We start from the raw sequence: 18522 nt of genomic DNA, 5'->3' as shown, positions 1-18522 counted from the left end.
AAGAAGGCTGTCCAACGAATTTGGGCAGCCTTAGTCATATACTTAGTCGCTTTCGTTAATAATCTGAAGTTCTTTCGGAAAGTTTGTTAAGCAAACGGCGTTCCCATTTTCGATCACAACATCGTCCTCAATACGCACCCCGCCAATTTCAGGGTGATAAATGCCTGGTTCAATTGTAAAGGCCATCCCATCAACGAGTGTTTCCTTATTATGTTCATGCATAGATGGTGCTTCGTGAACATCAATACCTAAACCGTGTCCAATACGGTGGGGGAAATACTGGCCATATCCCGCGCCTTCAATAAGCTTTCGAGCTGTTTTGTCTAGCTCGCCAATCTGTGTCCCAGCTTGACACCTAGCTAATGTTTCATTTTGTGCTCGAAGGACAGTTTCATAGACTTCGCGTTGTTTTTCATTAGCTTCGCCGTATACGACTGTACGCGTAATGTCTGAACAGTAACCATCAATGATCACCCCAAGGTCAAACAATACAAAGTCTCCTCGTTGTAATCTCCGGTTGCCAGGATTTCCATGTGGGTCACTCGTTTTCTCACCAAACAAAACCATTGTTGAAAAAGACATCCCGACCACGTTCTTTTTCTTTAATGCAGCTTCAATGTCAGCTAATACTTCTACTTCAGTTTTTCCTAGTTCCAGTGACTCAATGCCAATCTGGACACCGTAGTCGGCTAGTTTCGCTGCTTTTCTTAAAGCGTCAATTTCATTTTCACTTTTTACTTTTCGTAAAGCATGGACTTGTTCGTCTGCTCTTACAATGTCCACGCCAGCAAAGACCTCAGATAATTGCTCTGCTCGTGCTAAGCTCATTTCTTGTTTTTCGACACCTACCTTCTTTACACCAATGCCTCTCGACTCTATGGCTTTTTTTACAAGTTGCCATGGGTCTTCGTGGTCATGATATCCAATCACTTCGCCTTTGAAACCAGTATCTCTCGCTTGATTTACTTCCATAGAAGGGCAAACCATAAGTGGGATTTGGGTTTCGTCTTGAAATAAAAACAAAGCGACGAGACGTTCGTGAGGGTCTGTATAAAAATCACTAAAATAAAAAACATTTGCTTTTGATTGTAGGCATGTAACGTCGACATTTACCTCTTTCATCCATTGTTGCATGGCTTTTTCTTTATCGGACATATTGTAATCATCTCCTTGAATTGTAGTTGATATTGTTGACGTTTATGTAAGTTTCATTATAGTGACGTTAACTGTAACATGTGAGGAGTGAAAAATAAAACGAACCGTGAATGACATGTAGAGAAAAAGTCGTTATAAAAAAAGAGGTTTTTTTATTCTTGAAGGTGGGAAAGAAGATATTGTGAATGATATAAGGGATATACCATGAAGATTGAGTATTGAAAGGAGTGGGCTCACGTGAAGCTATCTTATCACGGACATTCAGTAGTAAAAGTTGAAACGAATGATAAAACGATTATTATTGATCCATTTATTACAGGGAATGGGAATACGGATCTTAATGCTGATGACTTGAATGTTGATGTGATTTTGTTAACGCATGGTCATAATGATCATGTTGGTGATACTGTCCAACTAGCGAAAAAGAACGATGCTCAAGTCGTCGCTCCGTTTGAATTAGCAACATATTTAGGATGGCAAGGTGTTAATGCTCATCCAATGCACATCGGTGGCCAACATACATTTGATTTTGGAACGGTAAAGTTGACTCAAGCATTTCACGGTTCTGCGTACACAGAGGAAGAGAATCAGCGAATTGTTTATACGGGCATGCCAGCAGGGATTTTGTTTACTGCTGAAGGTAAGACGATTTACCATGCGGGAGATACAGCGCTATTTTCAGACTTAAAGCTTATTGGAGACCGAAACGATATAGACGTTGCATTTCTACCTATTGGTGACAATTTCACAATGGGTCCTGATGATGCAGCACTTGCAGCAGAGTGGGTTCAAGCAAAAAAAGTAGTTCCAGTTCATTACAATACATTCCCGCTTATTGAACAAGATGGAGAAGCGTTTGTAAACAAATTAAACAGTGGGCAAGAAGGTCATGTAATGAAACCTGGAGATTCGCTTGAGGTTTAATAGAATGAAGTGGTTTTAAAAAGAGGCTTCCTTCAGCTTGATAACTGAAGTGAAGCCTCTTTTTAAGCATGATAACAATTAAGATCATTCTTCTGCTTCTTCCTCTTCCTCTTCTAAATAATCATAAACCTCTTGCTCGTAAAGTTGGCCGAGTTGAAAGCTTTCTACAACTTCATCTGTTGTTTGTTGATACTTTTCCATTAATAAAGGCATCAGCTTTTGCCAGATGACACTTCGTTCAGCATGATCGCGGTCAAACTCAGACATAAATTCTTCAACAGTCATATCAAGACCTTCAGCCATACCAATGATCGTTTCGGGCATTTCATCACCGAATAAAGCGAGGTTATATTCTATCTGTTCTTTAATAGATGTTTCTGAAGCGTGAATATGATAGCGTTTTTCAGCTAACTCTCGCCAAGCAATTTCGTATTTAAAACGTTCTTTTGCATCTTCTAAAATGTTTTCATTTGTTTTCTGAATTCGGTTTTGTAAATGAGATATTTTCTCTCGAATAAACCATCTTCGTATATCAGGATCATCAATATTTTCATCGTTTAAATATTCATTGGCTTCTTCTGTAATGTTACGGTAATCTTCAAAATTTAAATCTTCAATTTCATTATCAAAAATGATTTCTACTTCTTCGTTTTCTTCAAATTGCTCTTTAATAGGTGGGGAATCGTTTTGACAACCCGTCATTGCTATAAGTAAAAATATAAAGGTTGCAAACGAGGAATACAAGAAAGTGCCCATCTAATACGCCCTCCTTTCAAACTCTTGGTAAATGACAGAGGCATAAGGTAAATGTTCCTTCATATGTATCGGTGACTGTGAATATCATCATGGAATATAAAGCCTGTACATATTATGATACAGGAGGTGGCAGTATGTTGAAAGGTCAACGTTATTTTGTTTGTTTATTAGCTGTAGGTGCACTTATTTATCAAGCATTTCAATCATTTTCCTTCCCTAGCAATAACCTTCTATTTTATCTTTTCATTATTTTATGGGGGATTATATCTTTGTTTGCGCTAGTCGGAAACTTCCAGGCTTGGATGAAGTCGAAAAAAACAACGAAGAAATCTGCGGAGGATGTTTGACGTTTGATCGAGTAGTAGATGTTTTAAAACAGCTTGCACTCCTTCTGTTCTAGGATTATACTTGTATTAGTACAGCCGTATCTGGATGGTAAAACAGTTGTGATGCGTAGAAGGGGGAAGCTTCGATGACGAAGCACGAACAAATTTTAGAACATATCTCGTCGTTAGATGTAGGTCATAAAATATCTGTACGTCAAATCGCTAAAGCATTAAATGTAAGTGAGGGGACGGCCTATCGCGCGATAAAAGATGCTGAAAATCAAGGGCTTGTCAGTACAATCGAACGTGTAGGTACGATTCGTATAGAAAAAAAGCAAAAAGAAAATATTGAGCGTCTTACATATGCTGAGGTTATTAATATTGTTGACGGTCAAGTGCTCGGTGGACGAAATGGTTTATATAAAACGTTAAATAAATTTGTCATTGGTGCGATGAAAGCTGAACAAATGATGCGTTACGTTGAAGCGGGAAACTTATTGATTGTCGGTAACCGTGAAGAAGTACATAAATTAGCATTAGAAGAAGGGTCGGCAGTTTTAATTACAGGTGGCTTTGATACGAGTGAAGAAGTGAAAAGACGCGCGGATGAACTTCATTTACCTATTATTTCAACTAGCTATGACACCTTTACTGTCGCAGCAATGATTAATCGGGCAATTTATGACCAATTGATCAAAAAAGAAATTACGCTCGTTGATGACATTCTTATTTCATTAGAGAACACGCATTATATGACAACCTCCCATACAGTGGAAAAATGGCATGAGCTCAACAATAAAACGAGTCATAGCCGCTATCCTGTTGTTGATGAACTTGGCAAACTGCAAGGGATGGTTACGTCTAAAGACGTGATGGGTGTTAGTCAAATGATCGAGATTGAGAAAGTGATGACGAAAACCCCTATTACTGTCACAGGGAAAACCTCAGTTGCTTCAGCAGCGCATATGATGGTCTGGGAAGGGATTGAACTTCTCCCTGTTGTCGATGCAAGCCGTAAGCTCTTAGGGGTTATTAGTCGTCAAGATGTGTTGAAAGCATTGCAAATGATACAACGCCAACCGCACGTTGGTGAAACGATAGAAGACTTAGTAACAAGTCATTTTTCTGATGCATCAACGGCTAATGAGTATGCTTTTCGTTTAGAAGTCACACCACAAATGACAAACCAGCTCGGAACGATATCTTACGGGGTTATTACGACGATTGTCACAGAAGCAGGTAGTCGTGTGCTTCGAAAATATAAAAAAGGTGACCTCGTTGTTGAAAATATGACGTTATTTTTTATTAAGCCTGTTCAAATTGATTCGCAAATAGATGTTTATCCAAAAGTGTTAGAAGTTGGTCGAAAGTTTGGGAAAGTAGATGTTGAAATATATCACGATTCGCAAATTGTTGGGAAAGCAATGGTAATGGCACAATTAATCGACCGCTAATGGCGGGGAGATCGAACAAAAAAGGGGAGTATATCTCCCCTCTTTTTGTTCAGTTTGATAAAAACGAACATCCTCAAGAACTTTGGATAGCCTGTTTTGGAAAACATGACAATCACCTTGTCTAATGTTTTCTTGTTTTAGTGTTGACTTTTGATAGCGGCATCGCGAGATTGTTCGGATTCTTTTGCGGCAAGAGGTAAATAATAGCGGTATAGGCGGTAGCCTAGAATGAGATTAACAAGGCCAAGCGCTATAAAACTGAATCCGACAATATAGGCAACGGTCGTTTGACGATAGATGATCTGGTCAAGCCCGAAAGCGGTAAGGAAAACACCGACGGCTATGTTACCTTTTGTTGATTGCCACTGTCTGCTCATTGGTTGTTTCGTTCTGATTTGCTTTATTTTATAATAAGCAAATAATACAAGTGAAGCGATAATGACTGTTGTAAAAATCATAATAGCGTCTCCTTTTATTATATATCGTTAATTTCTTACATTTTAACGCAATATCGTTTCAGACGCTAATATCACGAATGTAAATGAAGGAGAATTGTTTAATGAAACAAGAAATCAAAAATATGATCGAACAATATAACAAGATTATAATTCACCGCCATGAAAATCCCGATCCTGATGCCATTGGTTCACAAGCAGGTCTGAAAGCATTGATTCAAGAGAATTATCCAGATAAACAAGTGTTTGCTGTGGGTGAAGAGGAAGAATCGCTTACGTTTTTAGCAAAAATGGATGAGATCGATGAAGAAATGTATGAAGGGTCACTTGTGATTGTCTGTGATACGGCTAATTTGGAACGTGTAGACGACAAACGTTATGAGCGTGGAGAAGCACTTATTAAAATTGACCACCACCCTGAGGTGGAAGAGTATGGTGACGTCTCTTGGGTTGACATTAATTCGAGCTCAGTTAGTGAAATGGTCTATGAGTTGTATAATGCTTGGAAACAGGATGGGATGAGCTTATCTTCTGAAGTAGCACGTCTTTTATTTGCAGGTATTGTTGGTGATACGGGACGTTTCCGTCATCCTAATACAACAGAAAAAACGTTCCGTATTGCGGCGGAGTTAACGAACTATACTTTCTCGCGTCCAGATCTTTTTAACGAAATGGAAAAGTCATCGCTTTCATTAAAACGCCTTGAGGGATATGTACTTTCAAATGCAGAAATATTAGATTCTGGTGCTGGATACATAAAGTTAACCTCTTCATTACTTACATCATATGACGTCACTTCAAGAGAAGCAGGCGGGATTATCAATACGTTGTCAACGTTAGAGGGTTTGAAAGCATGGGTGTTTTTTGTCGAAGAAGAAGAGATCATCCGTGTGCGTCTGCGTTCGAAGGGGCCAGCAGTTAATAAAATCGCTAGCCGTTATAATGGTGGCGGACATGAATTAGCCGCAGGTGCAAAAGTGAGCTCGTGGAATGAGGCTGATCAACTTCTCGCAGAATTAGAAGAAGCTTGTCATAAAGGTTAAAAAATAGGTCAGGCTCTCTTAAAGAAGAGGGCCCGACCTATTTAAAACGTTCCTTTGGGATAAACCATGATCCGGTTGATGACGTTTCTTCCATTACGTCAACGTTTAACTTATGACACTCTCGTTTAATCAATGTCGACACTTCTTCAGTTTCTGAATAAGCGGAATAGCCAGCAAGTAAATTGTTGACTTTCTCCTTAGCAAGCCTTCGTGGACTGATAACCATGGTCTTCACCTTCCTTTGCTTTTTAGAGAAAGAGAAAAAAGTTTTACAAAGGGTTCTGTTAAAATGGGTAAATGTGTTGGAGTTGACGGTATTTAGTATGAAAAGAAAAATCGCTACATTTATTATAGCGATAAAAGAGGAAAATGTGCGGAGTTTTACTTAAAATTCATAAAATATTCGAAAAATAAACAACTCTCCGACTTCAAGACATTTATATGTGTGGATATGAGGTTTATGAACTTTTTTGATTAGGAATCTTCTTCGATTCTTACGAAAATTTCCAGCGTGGTAAATAAAAACAATTGTTCAATGTTAAGTTTATAACGATTTTCATTTACGACGAAGGTTTTATTTTCGACGGCTTTTAATAACAATTCTTTTGTGTTTGCGACCGTTTCGATGTTTTTGTTCCTAACAATTTCAAGCTCGTGCTCAACATTTGCTTTTAATTCGTGTAAAGTAAGCTCACTTAGTTTGATGTCTTCTTCGTTGACGACGGTGATTTTGATATCTTGAACAGTTAAGTTCTTCTTTGCTTCTTCGTTTATTTCCTCTTGGTCTCTCTGTAAAATGTCTATTGTTTCTTCTTGATTTTCAATTGTGGATTTTTGTTTGTTGATTTCCAAGACCAATTTTTCGTGAACATTGCCAAAATTATAAAGGAAAAACAACCATCCAATAATCATACCTACAACAATGCCAGCAAAAAAACGTTGCCATGTGGAATCATTGTAAAAAGGAGGGATCCTCATTATTGCATACCCTCCTGTGTCAACCACTGAATGAAAACAGTTCCCGAATGAGCGCCACTCAATGCTGCAAAAATAACGACGACGGTTCTGAAAATATCTGAATGTGTCCCTTCAAAAATTCCTCGTTCTAAAGTAGAAATCGCGTCAAACGTCCCCCCAATTGCAGCGACTAATGCCCATATTTTTAAGCTACTAGCTAGATCATACATGACAGATAATGGCGGTTTTCCGATCAAATATGCACCAACGCCTCCGACGATTGTTCCGCCAATTATGACACCGAAGGCTACAAAGTAATCAATCACGAGTGTTGCCAAAAATTCTCGGTCCAAGGTTAACAGCCCTCCTCTCATTGTGAGGTCACTGATAAATATATATGGACAAAGTTGACAAGATATGTTCTTTTCTTTTACAGGTGGAAATGGGTGTATGTCTTTCTTGTTTACGATACAATGATTGAAGGAAAATGATATATATAAGGAAAGATTGTTTGTTAAAAAGGAGAAGGTATGATGAGCTTTGTTCATCTGCACGTACATAGTTGTTACAGTTTATTACAGTCTACGGCGACGATTCCATCCCTCGTCAAAAAAGCGGCTGACCAAGGGTATAAGGCACTCGCTTTAACCGATATCGATGCGATGTATGGAATCGTTGACTTTTATCGCACTTGTTTAAAGTACAAAATCAAACCAATTCTAGGTGTGGAGTTACTTGTAAAAGATCCTCATTCTGAAAAAGAAGGAGCACTTGTTTTCCTTGCAAAATCAAACGAAGGTTATCGCGAGCTTTTGAAGTTAACATCGCTAGCCCAATCGCGTGCTGAGCGGAACAGACCGCACCTTTTTATTCATGATATTTCAGAAGTCGATGATTTAATTGTGATATCGCCATTTGACGAAGGATTATTGCAAAAGTTCATCATCGAAAAAAGAGACGCAGATGCAAAACGTTGGCTTACACTTTGCCAAAATTCCGTCGGCAAAGACAATTACTTTGTGGAAATTCAAGATCACAAAACGCCGAATAGTCACGAACGTCTTTATACGGTTTTGTCATGGGTGAAAGAAGAGAGCGTATTATTTATTGCATCAAACCATGTACACTTTGTTGAACCAAACGAAGAACAAGCTTTAGAAGTGCTAACAGCGATTCGGCATGGGGAACAATGGGATAGAGAAACGTACCAAAATTCTTCGCCTGAATTTGCGCTTAAAAGCCCTGAAGAGATGAGGGACAAGTTTCATTACATACATGAAGCGTTAGAGCAAACAGTTACAATAGCGAACCGATGCAATGTCAATTTACCAATAGGTGAGACGGTACTACCAGCATACCCTGTACCTAATGAAGGGTCAGCGCGCGACTTTTTAAGGCAGTTATGTCAAAACGGAGCGACTGAAAAATATAGTGTCGTTGATTCTGACGTGGATGAACGTCTAGATTATGAATTATCTGTTATTGATTCAATGCAATATAATGAATATTTTCTTATTGTTTGGGACTTTATGAAATACGCACGTGAACAGGGGATTCTAACAGGTCCGGGAAGGGGGTCAGCTGCCGGATCGCTTGTGGCCTATGTATTAGGGATTACAGATGTCGATCCTTTAAAGTATGACTTGTTATTTGAACGTTTCTTGAATCCGGAAAGGGTGTCGATGCCAGATATTGATATTGACTTTTCTGATGAGCGCCGTGATGAAGTCATTGAGTATGTTGCACATAAATATGGAAAAGATAAGGTCGCTCAAATTGTTACATTTGGAACGTTGGCCGCGAAAGCAGCGATTCGTGATGCCGGTCGTGCACTGTCGACTGATTCGAAACTCGTTGATCAAGTAGCTAAACTCATCCCTTCTCGTCCAAATGTTACCCTTATTAAAGCATTAGAAGAAAGTGATCAACTTCATTCGCTTATCAATAAAAACAACGAAGCAGCGGGTATTTTTAGCATTGCGCGTCAAATCGAAGGGTTACCTCGACACACATCGGTTCATGCCGCTGGAATCGTGATTAGTCGCGATCCATTGACCGATGTTGTCCCTCTGCAGTTAGGAGCGGACGATTTAGCAATTACTCAATATGCAATGGGTGATTTAGAAGCCTTGGGCTTATTGAAAATGGATTTTTTAGGGTTGAGGAATTTATCGTTTATAGAAAAAGTGCTGCATAACATTCGCGTACGTACAGGGCAACGTTTGGATATTCAGAAAATACCCTTTGATGACTCGGCAACATACGAATTACTCAGTGAAGGGAAAACAACAGGAATTTTTCAACTGGAATCACAAGGGATGAAAAGTGTTCTGCAAAGATTGAAGCCGTCGATGTTTGAAGATATCGTCGCGGTCAATGCACTTTATCGTCCAGGTCCGATGGAGCAGATTCCTGTTTATATCAGAAGAAAACATGGTCAAGAAGAGCCACAGTACGTTCACCCAGACCTCAAGTCCATTTTAGAACGGACGTATGGCGTGATTGTCTACCAGGAACAAATTATGCAAATCGCTTCAAAAATGGCTGGTTTTTCATTAGGAGAAGCAGATATTTTACGGCGAGCGGTCAGTAAAAAAGAGCGAAGCATCTTAGAAGAGCAAAGAGAAAGATTTATCAGAGGGGCAAAGCAAAAAGGTTATGCTGAACAAGAGGCAAACAATGTATATGATACGATTGTCCGGTTTGCCGATTACGGCTTTAACCGTAGTCATGCTGTCGCCTATAGTATGATTTCATACCAGTTGGCGTATTTAAAGGCGAATTTTCATACGGAATTTATGACGAGTCTTTTATCGAGTGTCATGTATAATCAGGACAAAATTGCTTCATATCTATACGAAGCAAAGCAAAATGGGGTCGGTGTTCTTCCGCCATCGATCAATCGGAGTGAAGCTGATTTTACAGCTGAAGAAACCGAGATACGCTATGGTTTAGGTGCGGTTAAAAATGTTGGCCATCGCGCACTAGAGGCGATCATTGCAGAAAGAGAAAACGGCCCATATACATCCATTGATCAACTTTGTCGACGAATTGATCGAAAGCTAGTTCCCAAAAGAGCACTAGAATCTCTCATTTTAGCGGGGGCATGCGATGAATTACAAGGCCATCGCGCACAACAACTGGCCGCGCTTGTCACAACTTATGATCAAAACGACACCGAGGACGGGGGCTTAGTTCCAACGGATTCCGCTAAAGAACAATTACCGGAAGTCCCGCCATTTGAAAATGTTGAAGCGCTCCAATATGAGCGGGATGTGTTAGGTACTTATCTTTCAGATCATCCTATAACCCCTTATTTATCTACATTAGATGGCTATCAAAGGTACACGATTCATGCGGCAGAAAAACAAAATCTTGTTACTTTTCGTATTGCAGGTGTGGTTGAAGAAATTCGGGTGATTCGTACGAAAAAAGGGGCACAGATGGCTTTTTTAACAATTGAAGATGAAGAGGGGCGGGCTGAGCTGACAGTATTTCCTATTGTTTATGAAAGGATGGTTCACCTTTGTGAAAAAGGAAAAATATTGTTTCTTGAGGTGAAGCGTGATCAATATGGTGGTGAGGAAAAATGGAATGTACAAAGAGCAACGAACGTATCATCACTTAAGCCTATAAGTGAACAACCTCAAAACGAAAACGAGGAAAACCAGGAAAACCAGTTATTTATACGAATTTCCAGTCATTTTGAATCAAAAACTTTCCTCCACCGTTTGAAAGAAGAGCTTGTAAATCACCCTGGTAACACAGAGGTCATTCTTTATTATGAACGAACGAAACAAGTTCGTGCTTTGCCATCATATTTAGCTGTTGAACCTAATGCGTTATTGATTTCAAAATTACAGTCGCTTCTTGGCGAAAAAAATATTTATGTAAAGAAAGAGCATGGGGTGTAAGGACAGTTATGTTTTGTTATAATGATAGAAGGTTAACGGTGGTCTGACCACTTGGTTGATTATTAATAAAGGGAGTGTGGGAAGTGGCGACGTTACGAGAAGAAGCCCTACATATGCACAGAGTGAAAAAAGGGAAGTTAGAGACAACGCCGAAAGTTGAAGTCAAAAATGCCCACGATTTGTCTCTCGCTTACTCACCTGGAGTTGCAGAACCTTGTAAAGAAATTTTTGAAGATCCACAACAAGTGTATGAGTATACAATGAAAGGGAATATGGTCGGTGTTATATCCGATGGTACAGCTGTTTTAGGATTAGGAAACATCGGTCCAGAGGCTGCATTACCAGTAATGGAAGGAAAAGCGGTTCTTTTTAAATCATTTGCTGGTGTAGATGCATTCCCTATTTGTCTGAAAAGTAATGATGTCGATACGATCGTCGAGACTGCAAAGCTTATGGAACCCAACTTTGGAGGCATTAATTTGGAAGATATCGCAGCTCCAAAATGCTTTCAAATAGAAGAACGCTTGAAAAAAGAAATGAATATTCCTGTTTTTCATGATGATCAGCACGGTACAGCAATTGTAACTGGAGCAGGTTTATTAAATGCGCTTAAATTGACAGGGAAATCAATTTCTGAGATTAAAGTTGTGATTAACGGAGCTGGGGCTGCAGGGATCGCAATTATTAAGCTGCTGCGTAATATGGGTGTTAAAGAAATCGTTTTATGTGATTCAAAAGGAGCAATTTACGAAGGCCGTGAATACGGAATGAACGATTTGAAAAATGAAATCGCAGCAGTTACGAACCAATCGAAGAAACAGGGAGAACTAAAAGATGTGATTGCAGGAACGGATGTATTCATTGGTGTTTCCGTTGAAGGTGCATTAAATGAGGAAATGGTAAAATCGATGAATCCTGATCCAATCATCTTCGCGATGGCAAACCCAATCCCAGAAATTATGCCAGAGGCAGCTAAAGAGAGTGGGGCTAGCGTCATTGGAACTGGGCGTTCTGACTTTCCAAACCAAGTAAATAATGTTCTTGCATTCCCAGGCATTTTTCGAGGGGCATTAGATGTCTATGCGACGCATATAAATGAAGAAATGAAAATCGCTGCTGTTGAAGCGATTGCTTCACTTGTTTCTGAAAGTGAACTAGAGGCTGATTACGTCATCCCAGCACCTTTTGATTCGCGTGTCGCTCCTGCGGTTGCTAAACATGTAGCAAAAGCAGCAATGGAAACAGGGGTCGCTCGCCGACAGGTCGATGAAAATCAAGTTGAAGAAAAAACGAAGCAGTTAACAAACATCAAAGAGTAAGCTTACTTTTTTGAAGGTGGACGAGCTGTTCCAAGCTTTCGCGGGAATAGACAGACAGCACGATAAAATTGCGATCGCTTTGGAACAGACCTACCTTTTGTAGAATAAAATTGGAGAGGTTGCGATGTCTGAAGGCCGCAGCAAAGTTTATTTAGAAATATTAAAAGAAATTCATTCTATTATTCATGAAGATGATCTACTTCCAGGAGACAAACTGCCATCAGAACGAGAGTTAGCTGAGCGATTACATGTAGGAAGGTCCTCTGTGCGTGAAGCCCTCCGTGCGCTTGAATTACTCGACTTGATCGAAACGCGCAAAGGTGAAGGGACGTTTATTCAGCAAGCAGGAGGTCACCGATTAACAGAGATCCTAGCAAGCTTTTTTTTACGAGATAAAAAAGCCCGCGAAGATGTAAAAGAAACGAGGAAAATCCTCGAAGTTGAAGCGATTCGACTTTCTTCAATGCGAATGACGGAGTCACAAATGACGAAATTGAGTGATTGCGTGAAAGAAGCAAAAAGAAAATGGGAAAAAGGGATGGTTCCATATGAAGAAGACTACCTTTTTCATAGAACGATCATAGAAGCGAGTCATAACCGACTGATGCTCAATATATGGCGTCCTTTAGTAGAGTATAGTAAAAAAGCATTGGAAGCATCATTATTGCGTGAAGGGCGAATTCCGGAGTCAATCGTTGAGCACGAGGCCATTTTTAATGCGTTGAAAGCGCAAAAAACTGAAGAAGCAGCAGAAAAGTTGAAATATCATTTAGAAAACAGCCAGTTTTAACGATACATTCTAAAGTTTTGATACATAAATGTATTAAAAGCGCTGAGCTTGTCTGTCTGTTAGAGTGATATGGTTGAAATTATTGGATATTGTTTGAATGAAAGAGGTGATGTTATGATACGTGATTTATTTTCTAAGAAAAAAAAGTATGCAACAATCCCTTCGGAACAAGCAAAGCAAGAGGTTCCGGAAGGTCTGATGTCAAAATGCCCAGAATGTAAATCGATTATGTACACAAAAGAACTGCAGAAAAATGAAATGGTATGTGAATCTTGTGGCTATCATCACAGGTTAACAGCTCATGAGCGTATTGAAACGTTAATTGATGACGGAACATTTGAAGAATTCGATCGTGATATGATTTCTAAGGATCCTCTTTCTTTCCCGTCATACCCTGATAAATTAGAGAGTGATCGAAAAAAGACCGATCTTAATGAAGCAATTGTAACTGGAAAAGGTACGATTGAAGGGCACCCTGTCGTTATCGGTGTTATGGATGCACGTTATCGCATGGGGAGTATGGGCTCGGTTGTAGGTGAAAAAATCGTCCGCTTGATTAACAGGGCAATTGAAGAAAAGCGGCCTCTTATATTATTTGCTGCATCAGGTGGCGCCCGAATGCAAGAAGGTGTATTAAGCCTCATGCAAATGGCGAAAACAAGTGCAGCTTTGCAACAATTACATCGAGAAAAAGGCTTATTTATTTCCGTCATGACCCACCCAACAACAGGTGGTGTATCCGCCAGTTTCGCTTCTCTTGGCGATTATAACTTAGCCGAGCCTGGTGCACTTATCGGATTTGCAGGGCGACGAATTATTGAACAGACAATTCGGCAAGAGCTACCGGAGGATTTCCAAACAGCAGAATTTTTACTGAAGCATGGACAATTAGATCGGGTCGTTCATCGTCACGAGATGAAATCGACATTATCTGTAATCCTCAAATTGCATGAAATGACTGACGAGGGAACGGGGGAATAGGCGATGGCAGACAATTTACCATTTGAAAAACCGATTGTCGAATTACGAACGAAGATCACTGAACTTAAAGCCTTCACAGCCGAAAAAGGGATTGATATGTCTGGTGAAATTGAAAAACTTGAAGCTAGGCTAGAGCAGTTGGAAGAAGACATATATGGGAATATGAAACCGTGGGATCGTGTGCAAATCGCTCGTCATCAAGAGCGTCCAACAACCTTTGATTATATTTCGAGAATGTTTGAGGATTTTTTAGAACTACACGGTGACCGTGTTTATGGAGATGACGAAGCAATTGTAGGTGGTATTGCGACGTTTGAAGGTAAGCCAGTAACCGTCATCGGTCATCAACGTGGAAAAGATACGAAAGAGAATATTCGTCGTAACTTTGGTATGCCTCATCCAGAAGGATATCGAAAAGCAATTCGGCTTATGAAACAGGCTGAGAAATATAATCGTCCAATCATTTGTTTTATTGATACAAAGGGAGCGTATCCAGGAAAAGCTGCTGAAGAACGAGGTCAAAGCGAAGCGATTGCGCGTAACTTAATTGAAATGGCTGGGCTTGAAACGCCGATCATTTGCATTGTCATTGGAGAAGGTGGAAGCGGTGGTGCACTAGGTCTAGGGGTAGGAGATCGTATTTTCATGTTAGAAAACAGTACTTATTCAGTCATCTCTCCAGAAGGTGCTGCTGCCCTCCTATGGAAAGATGCTAATCAGGCTCAACGAGCAGCAGAAACAATGATGATAACTGCACCAGACCTAGAGTCACTAGATGTTATTGATGCTATTATTCCTGAGATAAAAGGAGGAGCTCATCACGATATTGACAAACAAGCCGAGTTCATTAGCGACGTGCTTACAGAATCTTTAGAATCATTGGGTCAAGTCCCTAAAGAAGAACTTGTGACAAGTCGTTATGAAAAATTTAATAAAATGGGCCAATTTACGTTTGCAAACGATAACAATTGCGTAGAATAAGCATGAAGCATTCTCGATATAGAGGATGCTTATTGCATTATTATAGGGCTTCTATTGTTTTTAAGAAATGAAAGTGTTATTTTTAACACATGTCGAAAAAAGTAGCAATTAAACGAGGTGAAAGACAAACATGAAACGAATTGGAGTTTTAACGAGTGGTGGAGATTCCCCAGGGATGAATGCTGCCATTCGGTCTGTTGTTCGTAAAGCGATTTACCACGATATTGAAGCTTACGGAATTTACTATGGGTATAATGGATTAATCGATGGGAATATTGAAAAGTTAGAGTTAGGTTCCGTTGGTGATATTATCCATCTTGGTGGAACGATGTTATATACGGCCCGCAGTGAAGATTTTAAAACGCTAGAAGGGCAAAAAAAGGCCATTGAACAACTGGAAAAATTCGGCATCGACGGTCTTGTTGTCATTGGTGGAGATGGATCGTTCCAAGGAGCACAAAAACTTGTCGAACATGGTTATCCAGCAGTAGGTGTTCCTGGTACAATAGATAATGACATCTCTGGTACAGATTTTACGATCGGTTTTGACACCGCGTTAAACACAGTGATTGATGCAATCGACAAAATCCGCGATACGGCCACATCTCATGAGCGTACATACGTGGTCGAAGTTATGGGAAGAGATGCAGGAGATATTGCACTTTGGTCGGGCCTTGCTGACGGTGCAGAAACGATTCTTATTCCGGAAGAGGACTACGATATGAATGAGGTCGTTGAACGTCTGAAGAGAGGTCATGACCGAGGCAAAAAACACAGTATCATTATCGTAGCTGAAGGTGTCGGTAGTGGATTCGATATTGGAAATGAAATCAAAGAAAAGGCAAACTTAGAAACAAGGGTGACTGTTCTCGGCCATATCCAACGTGGTGGGAGACCAACAGCAACAGATCGAGTGTTAGCGAGTCGCCTCGGCGCAAAAGCTGTCGAATTATTGCTTAACGGTGAAGAAGGTAAAATGGTAGGTATAGAAGAAAACAAACTGACATCACACCGAATTGAAGATGCCATTTCAAGAAAACATACCATTGATAAAGAAATGTATAAGCTATCTAAGGAGCTATCCATTTAATTAACTTGACGAGATAGTAGGTTTCAGCGCTCCTTTGTGTAAATAGTGCGAAAAAAGTCGATTTTTTTAGGAGGATGATTATGAGAAAAACGAAAATTGTTTGTACCATTGGTCCATCTAGTGAAAGTGAAGAAACTTTAGATTCCTTGATTGAATCGGGAATGAATGTTGCTCGATTAAACTTTTCTCACGGAGATTATGATGAGCATCGCGCGCGTATTATAGCGATTCGAAAAGCTGCGAAAAAAGCAGGAAAAGATATTGCGATTCTTTTAGACACAAAAGGTCCAGAAATCCGCACGCAAACACTTGAAGGTGGGGAAGCGGAATTAGAAGAAGGATCAGAAGTGGTTGTATCGATGGAGGAAGTCGTAGGAAATAAAAACAAAATTTCTGTCACTTATCCTGGCTTAATTCAAGACGTTCAAGTCGGTTCAAAATTACTTTTAGATGATGGTTTGATCGAGTTAGAAGTAACAAATATTGGAGAAAAAGAATTAACGACAAAAGTCGTCAACAGTGGTGTCTTGAAAAACAAAAAAGGTGTCAATGTACCAGGTGTAAGTGTTAACTTACCAGGGATCACTGAAAAAGATGCGAATGATATCGTATTCGGTATTGAAGAAGATGTTGATTTTATTGCAGCATCCTTTGTCCGTCGTGCATCAGATGTTTTAGAAATTAAAGAGCTACTAGAAAAACATGGTGCAGACCACATTCAAATCATCCCGAAAATTGAAAATGAGGAAGGCGTCGAAAACATTGACGAGATCCTTGAAGTATCAGAAGGTTTGATGGTTGCCCGTGGTGACCTTGGTGTAGAAATCCCAGCAGAAGAAGTGCCTCTAGTTCAAAAACAATTGATTAAAATGTGTAACAAATACGGTAAACCTGTTATTACAGCAACACAAATGCTTGATTCCATGCAATGGAACCCGCGCCCAACTCGTGCAGAAGCAAGTGACGTTGCAAACGCAATTTTTGATGGCACAGATGCGATTATGTTGTCAGGTGAAACAGCAGCAGGGGATTACCCAGTAGAATCCGTACAAACGATGCGTGACATTGCGGTGCGTACTGAATCAGCATTGAAGTATAAAGATATCCTTCGTAAAAGAAGTCAAGAAAGCGAACATACGATTACAGACGCGATTAGTCAATCCGTGTCTCATACAGCGTTAAACTTAGATGCTGACGCAATCCTTACGGCAACAGAGAGTGGACATACTGCTCGAATGATTTCAAAATATCGTCCACAATCTAAGATTTTGGCGATCACAAGCAGTGAGCGTGTTTCACGTGCACTTGCGCTTATGTGGGGAGTTCATCCACAAGTTGGTCCAAAAGCTAATTCTACGGATGAAATGCTAGCGAATGCTGTAGAAGAGTCAATGAAATCAGGCTTTGTTGAGCGCGGAGATGTCGTGATTATTACGGCAGGAGTTCCTGTAGGTGAACCAGGGAATACGAACCTTATGAAAGTCCATGTCGTTGGTGAAGTTGCAGCTAAAGGTCAAGGGATCGGACGCAAATCTGCAACAGGGCATGTCAAAGTTACTCACAGTGCACAAGAAGCCATTGATAAAGTGAACAAAGGCGATATTATTATTGCTCATAGTACAGACCGAGACATGATGGAAGCGATCGAAAAGGCAAGTGCAATTATCACTGAACACGGTGGCTTAACTTCACATGCGGCGGTTGTTGGATTAAACTTAGGTATTCCAGTCATCGTAGGTGTTGAAAATGCGCAAAATCTATTTGAAGATGATGAAGAAATTACTGTAGATGGCCATCGCGGAAATATTTACAAAGGGCAAGCGAGTGTTCTATAATAGAGGTTAGACATCATATGAGAAGAGGTGACAGCCTCTTCTCATTTTTTCAGGTTACAGGAATGGACGTTTCATTAAAGCGGACAAGAAGGGGTTAACGATGGGAAAGCTCATATTATTGTTATTAATTGTCGTTCCCGCGTTAGAAATTGGTGTGTTAATCCTATCTGGTAATACACTTGGGATATTACCTACGATTGCTCTAATCATTCTAACCGGGATATTAGGAGCTGCATTAGCGAAACGTGAAGGATTGCAAGCAATGCGAATGGCTCAATTGCAGACGCAACAAGGGCAATTGCCGAGTAGTGTCCTCTTAGATGGGATTTGCATACTTGTCGGGGGCGTCGTCCTTCTCACACCAGGATTCATAACGGATGCGATCGGATTCATTTTACTTATCCCGCAGACAAGGTCATTTTTCAAAGGAATGCTTAGACGGTTGTTTGAAAAAGCCGTGAAATCTGGTGGCATTGTATACGTTAATCGACGTCGTTGGTAATCAAAAAATCATTCACCTTAAAAGTGCAAGCAGGTCGTTT

18 protein-coding genes are annotated in these 18522 nt (G+C 40.0%); 12 read left to right on the top strand and 6 right to left on the bottom strand.

All coding sequences use genetic code 11. The annotated features are described in order from the left end of the window. Window positions 1-42: 42 nt before the first annotated feature. Window positions 43-1155, bottom strand: coding sequence for a M24 family metallopeptidase (locus HNQ41_RS04330; RefSeq protein WP_184663199.1), 1113 nt, complete (start codon window positions 1153-1155; stop codon window positions 43-45). A gap of 237 nt (window positions 1156-1392) precedes the next feature. On the opposite strand from HNQ41_RS04330, the gene HNQ41_RS04325 reads away from it, so the two are divergent. Next, window positions 1393-2079, top strand: a complete 687-nt coding sequence (locus HNQ41_RS04325) for a metal-dependent hydrolase (RefSeq protein ID WP_184663198.1) — start codon at window positions 1393-1395, stop codon at window positions 2077-2079. A gap of 84 nt (window positions 2080-2163) precedes the next feature. On the opposite strand, the gene HNQ41_RS04320 is transcribed toward HNQ41_RS04325, so the two are convergent. Next, window positions 2164-2835, bottom strand: a complete 672-nt coding sequence (locus tag HNQ41_RS04320) for a hypothetical protein (RefSeq protein WP_184663197.1) — start codon at window positions 2833-2835, stop codon at window positions 2164-2166. A 134-nt stretch (window positions 2836-2969) separates the two neighbouring features. Here HNQ41_RS04320 and HNQ41_RS04315 point away from each other — a divergent pair, with 134 nt between their 5' ends. Together HNQ41_RS04315 and HNQ41_RS04310 are read left to right on the top strand one after the other, a co-directional pair. Next, window positions 2970-3182 carry a hypothetical protein gene (locus tag HNQ41_RS04315; RefSeq protein ID WP_184663196.1) on the top strand — a complete coding sequence of 71 codons (213 nt, stop codon included), beginning with the start codon at window positions 2970-2972 and terminating at the stop codon, window positions 3180-3182. A 125-nt stretch (window positions 3183-3307) separates the two neighbouring features. Beyond that, window positions 3308-4615 (top strand): CBS domain-containing protein, encoded by a 1308-nt coding sequence (locus HNQ41_RS04310; protein ID WP_184663195.1) that lies wholly within the window; start codon window positions 3308-3310, stop codon window positions 4613-4615. 137 nt (window positions 4616-4752) lie between these two features. Here HNQ41_RS04310 and HNQ41_RS04305 read toward each other — a convergent pair whose 3' ends face one another. Beyond that, complete coding sequence (locus HNQ41_RS04305; protein WP_184663194.1) at window positions 4753-5073, bottom strand: YtpI family protein; 321 nt, start codon at window positions 5071-5073, stop codon at window positions 4753-4755. Window positions 5074-5174: 101 nt separating this feature from the next. Here HNQ41_RS04305 and HNQ41_RS04300 point away from each other — a divergent pair, with 101 nt between their 5' ends. Beyond that, complete coding sequence (locus HNQ41_RS04300; RefSeq protein WP_184663193.1) at window positions 5175-6113, top strand: DHH family phosphoesterase; 939 nt, start codon at window positions 5175-5177, stop codon at window positions 6111-6113. 37 nt (window positions 6114-6150) lie between these two features. Here the strand turns inward: HNQ41_RS04300 and HNQ41_RS04295 are convergent, their stop codons facing one another. From HNQ41_RS04295 to ytrH, 3 genes are all read right to left on the bottom strand, one after another. Next, window positions 6151-6339 carry a YtzJ family protein gene (locus HNQ41_RS04295; protein WP_184663192.1) on the bottom strand — a complete coding sequence of 63 codons (189 nt, stop codon included), beginning with the start codon at window positions 6337-6339 and terminating at the stop codon, window positions 6151-6153. A gap of 248 nt (window positions 6340-6587) precedes the next feature. Continuing rightward, window positions 6588-7091 (bottom strand): sporulation membrane protein YtrI, encoded by a 504-nt coding sequence (gene ytrI, locus HNQ41_RS04290; protein WP_184663191.1) that lies wholly within the window; start codon window positions 7089-7091, stop codon window positions 6588-6590. Beyond that, window positions 7091-7423 (bottom strand): sporulation membrane protein YtrH, encoded by a 333-nt coding sequence (gene ytrH, locus HNQ41_RS04285; RefSeq protein ID WP_184663190.1) that lies wholly within the window; start codon window positions 7421-7423, stop codon window positions 7091-7093. Before ytrH ends, ytrI begins: the two co-directional genes overlap by 1 nt. Before the next feature lie 180 nt (window positions 7424-7603). On the opposite strand from ytrH, the gene dnaE reads away from it, so the two are divergent. The 8 genes from dnaE to HNQ41_RS04245 all read left to right on the top strand — a co-directional run bounded on the left by dnaE (window position 7604) and on the right by HNQ41_RS04245 (window position 18482). Next, window positions 7604-10984, top strand: a complete 3381-nt coding sequence (gene dnaE / locus HNQ41_RS04280; RefSeq protein WP_184663189.1) for a DNA polymerase III subunit alpha — start codon at window positions 7604-7606, stop codon at window positions 10982-10984. Between the two features lie 113 nt (window positions 10985-11097). Then, window positions 11098-12303: an NADP-dependent malic enzyme gene (gene ystJ, locus HNQ41_RS04275; protein ID WP_184663320.1), complete on the top strand. Its 1206-nt coding sequence runs from the start codon at window positions 11098-11100 to the stop codon at window positions 12301-12303. A 124-nt stretch (window positions 12304-12427) separates the two neighbouring features. Beyond that, window positions 12428-13093, top strand: a complete 666-nt coding sequence (locus HNQ41_RS04270) for a FadR/GntR family transcriptional regulator (protein ID WP_184663188.1) — start codon at window positions 12428-12430, stop codon at window positions 13091-13093. Window positions 13094-13207: 114 nt separating this feature from the next. Then, window positions 13208-14074, top strand: coding sequence for an acetyl-CoA carboxylase, carboxyltransferase subunit beta (gene accD / locus HNQ41_RS04265; RefSeq protein WP_184663187.1), 867 nt, complete (start codon window positions 13208-13210; stop codon window positions 14072-14074). Between the two features lie 3 nt (window positions 14075-14077). Then, a complete protein-coding gene (locus HNQ41_RS04260) occupies window positions 14078-15055 on the top strand; it encodes an acetyl-CoA carboxylase carboxyltransferase subunit alpha (protein WP_184663186.1) in 978 nt (325 codons plus the stop codon). A 130-nt stretch (window positions 15056-15185) separates the two neighbouring features. Beyond that, on the top strand, window positions 15186-16145 hold the full coding sequence (pfkA, locus tag HNQ41_RS04255) for a 6-phosphofructokinase (protein WP_184663185.1): 960 nt from the start codon (window positions 15186-15188) through the stop codon (window positions 16143-16145). 80 nt (window positions 16146-16225) lie between these two features. Further along, window positions 16226-17980, top strand: coding sequence for a pyruvate kinase (gene pyk, locus HNQ41_RS04250; protein WP_184663184.1), 1755 nt, complete (start codon window positions 16226-16228; stop codon window positions 17978-17980). 100 nt (window positions 17981-18080) lie between these two features. Further along, window positions 18081-18482 carry an FxsA family protein gene (locus HNQ41_RS04245; RefSeq protein WP_184663183.1) on the top strand — a complete coding sequence of 134 codons (402 nt, stop codon included), beginning with the start codon at window positions 18081-18083 and terminating at the stop codon, window positions 18480-18482. The last annotated feature ends 40 nt before the right edge of the window (window positions 18483-18522 follow it).

It is taken from the genome of Texcoconibacillus texcoconensis (assembly GCF_014202575.1).
In the GTDB taxonomy this organism is placed as follows: Bacteria; Bacillota; Bacilli; order Bacillales; family Salisediminibacteriaceae; genus Texcoconibacillus; species Texcoconibacillus texcoconensis.
The sequence above is the reverse complement of the archived record's forward strand: the minus strand, read 5'-3'. Positions and strand labels throughout refer to the sequence as shown.

Coding starts and splice junctions, on each gene's coding strand:
- pyk (WP_184663184.1), top strand. CDS start 16,226: ATGAGAAAAACGAAAATTGTTTGTACCATTGGTCCATCTAGTGAAAGT.
- accD (WP_184663187.1), top strand. CDS start 13,208: ATGATACGTGATTTATTTTCTAAGAAAAAAAAGTATGCAACAATCCCT.
- HNQ41_RS04300 (WP_184663193.1), top strand. CDS start 5,175: ATGAAACAAGAAATCAAAAATATGATCGAACAATATAACAAGATTATA.
- HNQ41_RS04330 (WP_184663199.1), bottom strand. CDS start 1,155: ATGTCCGATAAAGAAAAAGCCATGCAACAATGGATGAAAGAGGTAAAT.
- HNQ41_RS04310 (WP_184663195.1), top strand. CDS start 3,308: ATGACGAAGCACGAACAAATTTTAGAACATATCTCGTCGTTAGATGTA.
- pfkA (WP_184663185.1), top strand. CDS start 15,186: ATGAAACGAATTGGAGTTTTAACGAGTGGTGGAGATTCCCCAGGGATG.
- HNQ41_RS04245 (WP_184663183.1), top strand. CDS start 18,081: ATGGGAAAGCTCATATTATTGTTATTAATTGTCGTTCCCGCGTTAGAA.
- ystJ (WP_184663320.1), top strand. CDS start 11,098: ATGCACAGAGTGAAAAAAGGGAAGTTAGAGACAACGCCGAAAGTTGAA.
- HNQ41_RS04320 (WP_184663197.1), bottom strand. CDS start 2,835: ATGGGCACTTTCTTGTATTCCTCGTTTGCAACCTTTATATTTTTACTT.
- dnaE (WP_184663189.1), top strand. CDS start 7,604: ATGAGCTTTGTTCATCTGCACGTACATAGTTGTTACAGTTTATTACAG.
- HNQ41_RS04305 (WP_184663194.1), bottom strand. CDS start 5,073: ATGATTTTTACAACAGTCATTATCGCTTCACTTGTATTATTTGCTTAT.
- ytrI (WP_184663191.1), bottom strand. CDS start 7,091: ATGAGGATCCCTCCTTTTTACAATGATTCCACATGGCAACGTTTTTTT.
- HNQ41_RS04315 (WP_184663196.1), top strand. CDS start 2,970: ATGTTGAAAGGTCAACGTTATTTTGTTTGTTTATTAGCTGTAGGTGCA.
- HNQ41_RS04260 (WP_184663186.1), top strand. CDS start 14,078: ATGGCAGACAATTTACCATTTGAAAAACCGATTGTCGAATTACGAACG.
- HNQ41_RS04270 (WP_184663188.1), top strand. CDS start 12,428: ATGTCTGAAGGCCGCAGCAAAGTTTATTTAGAAATATTAAAAGAAATT.
- HNQ41_RS04295 (WP_184663192.1), bottom strand. CDS start 6,339: ATGGTTATCAGTCCACGAAGGCTTGCTAAGGAGAAAGTCAACAATTTA.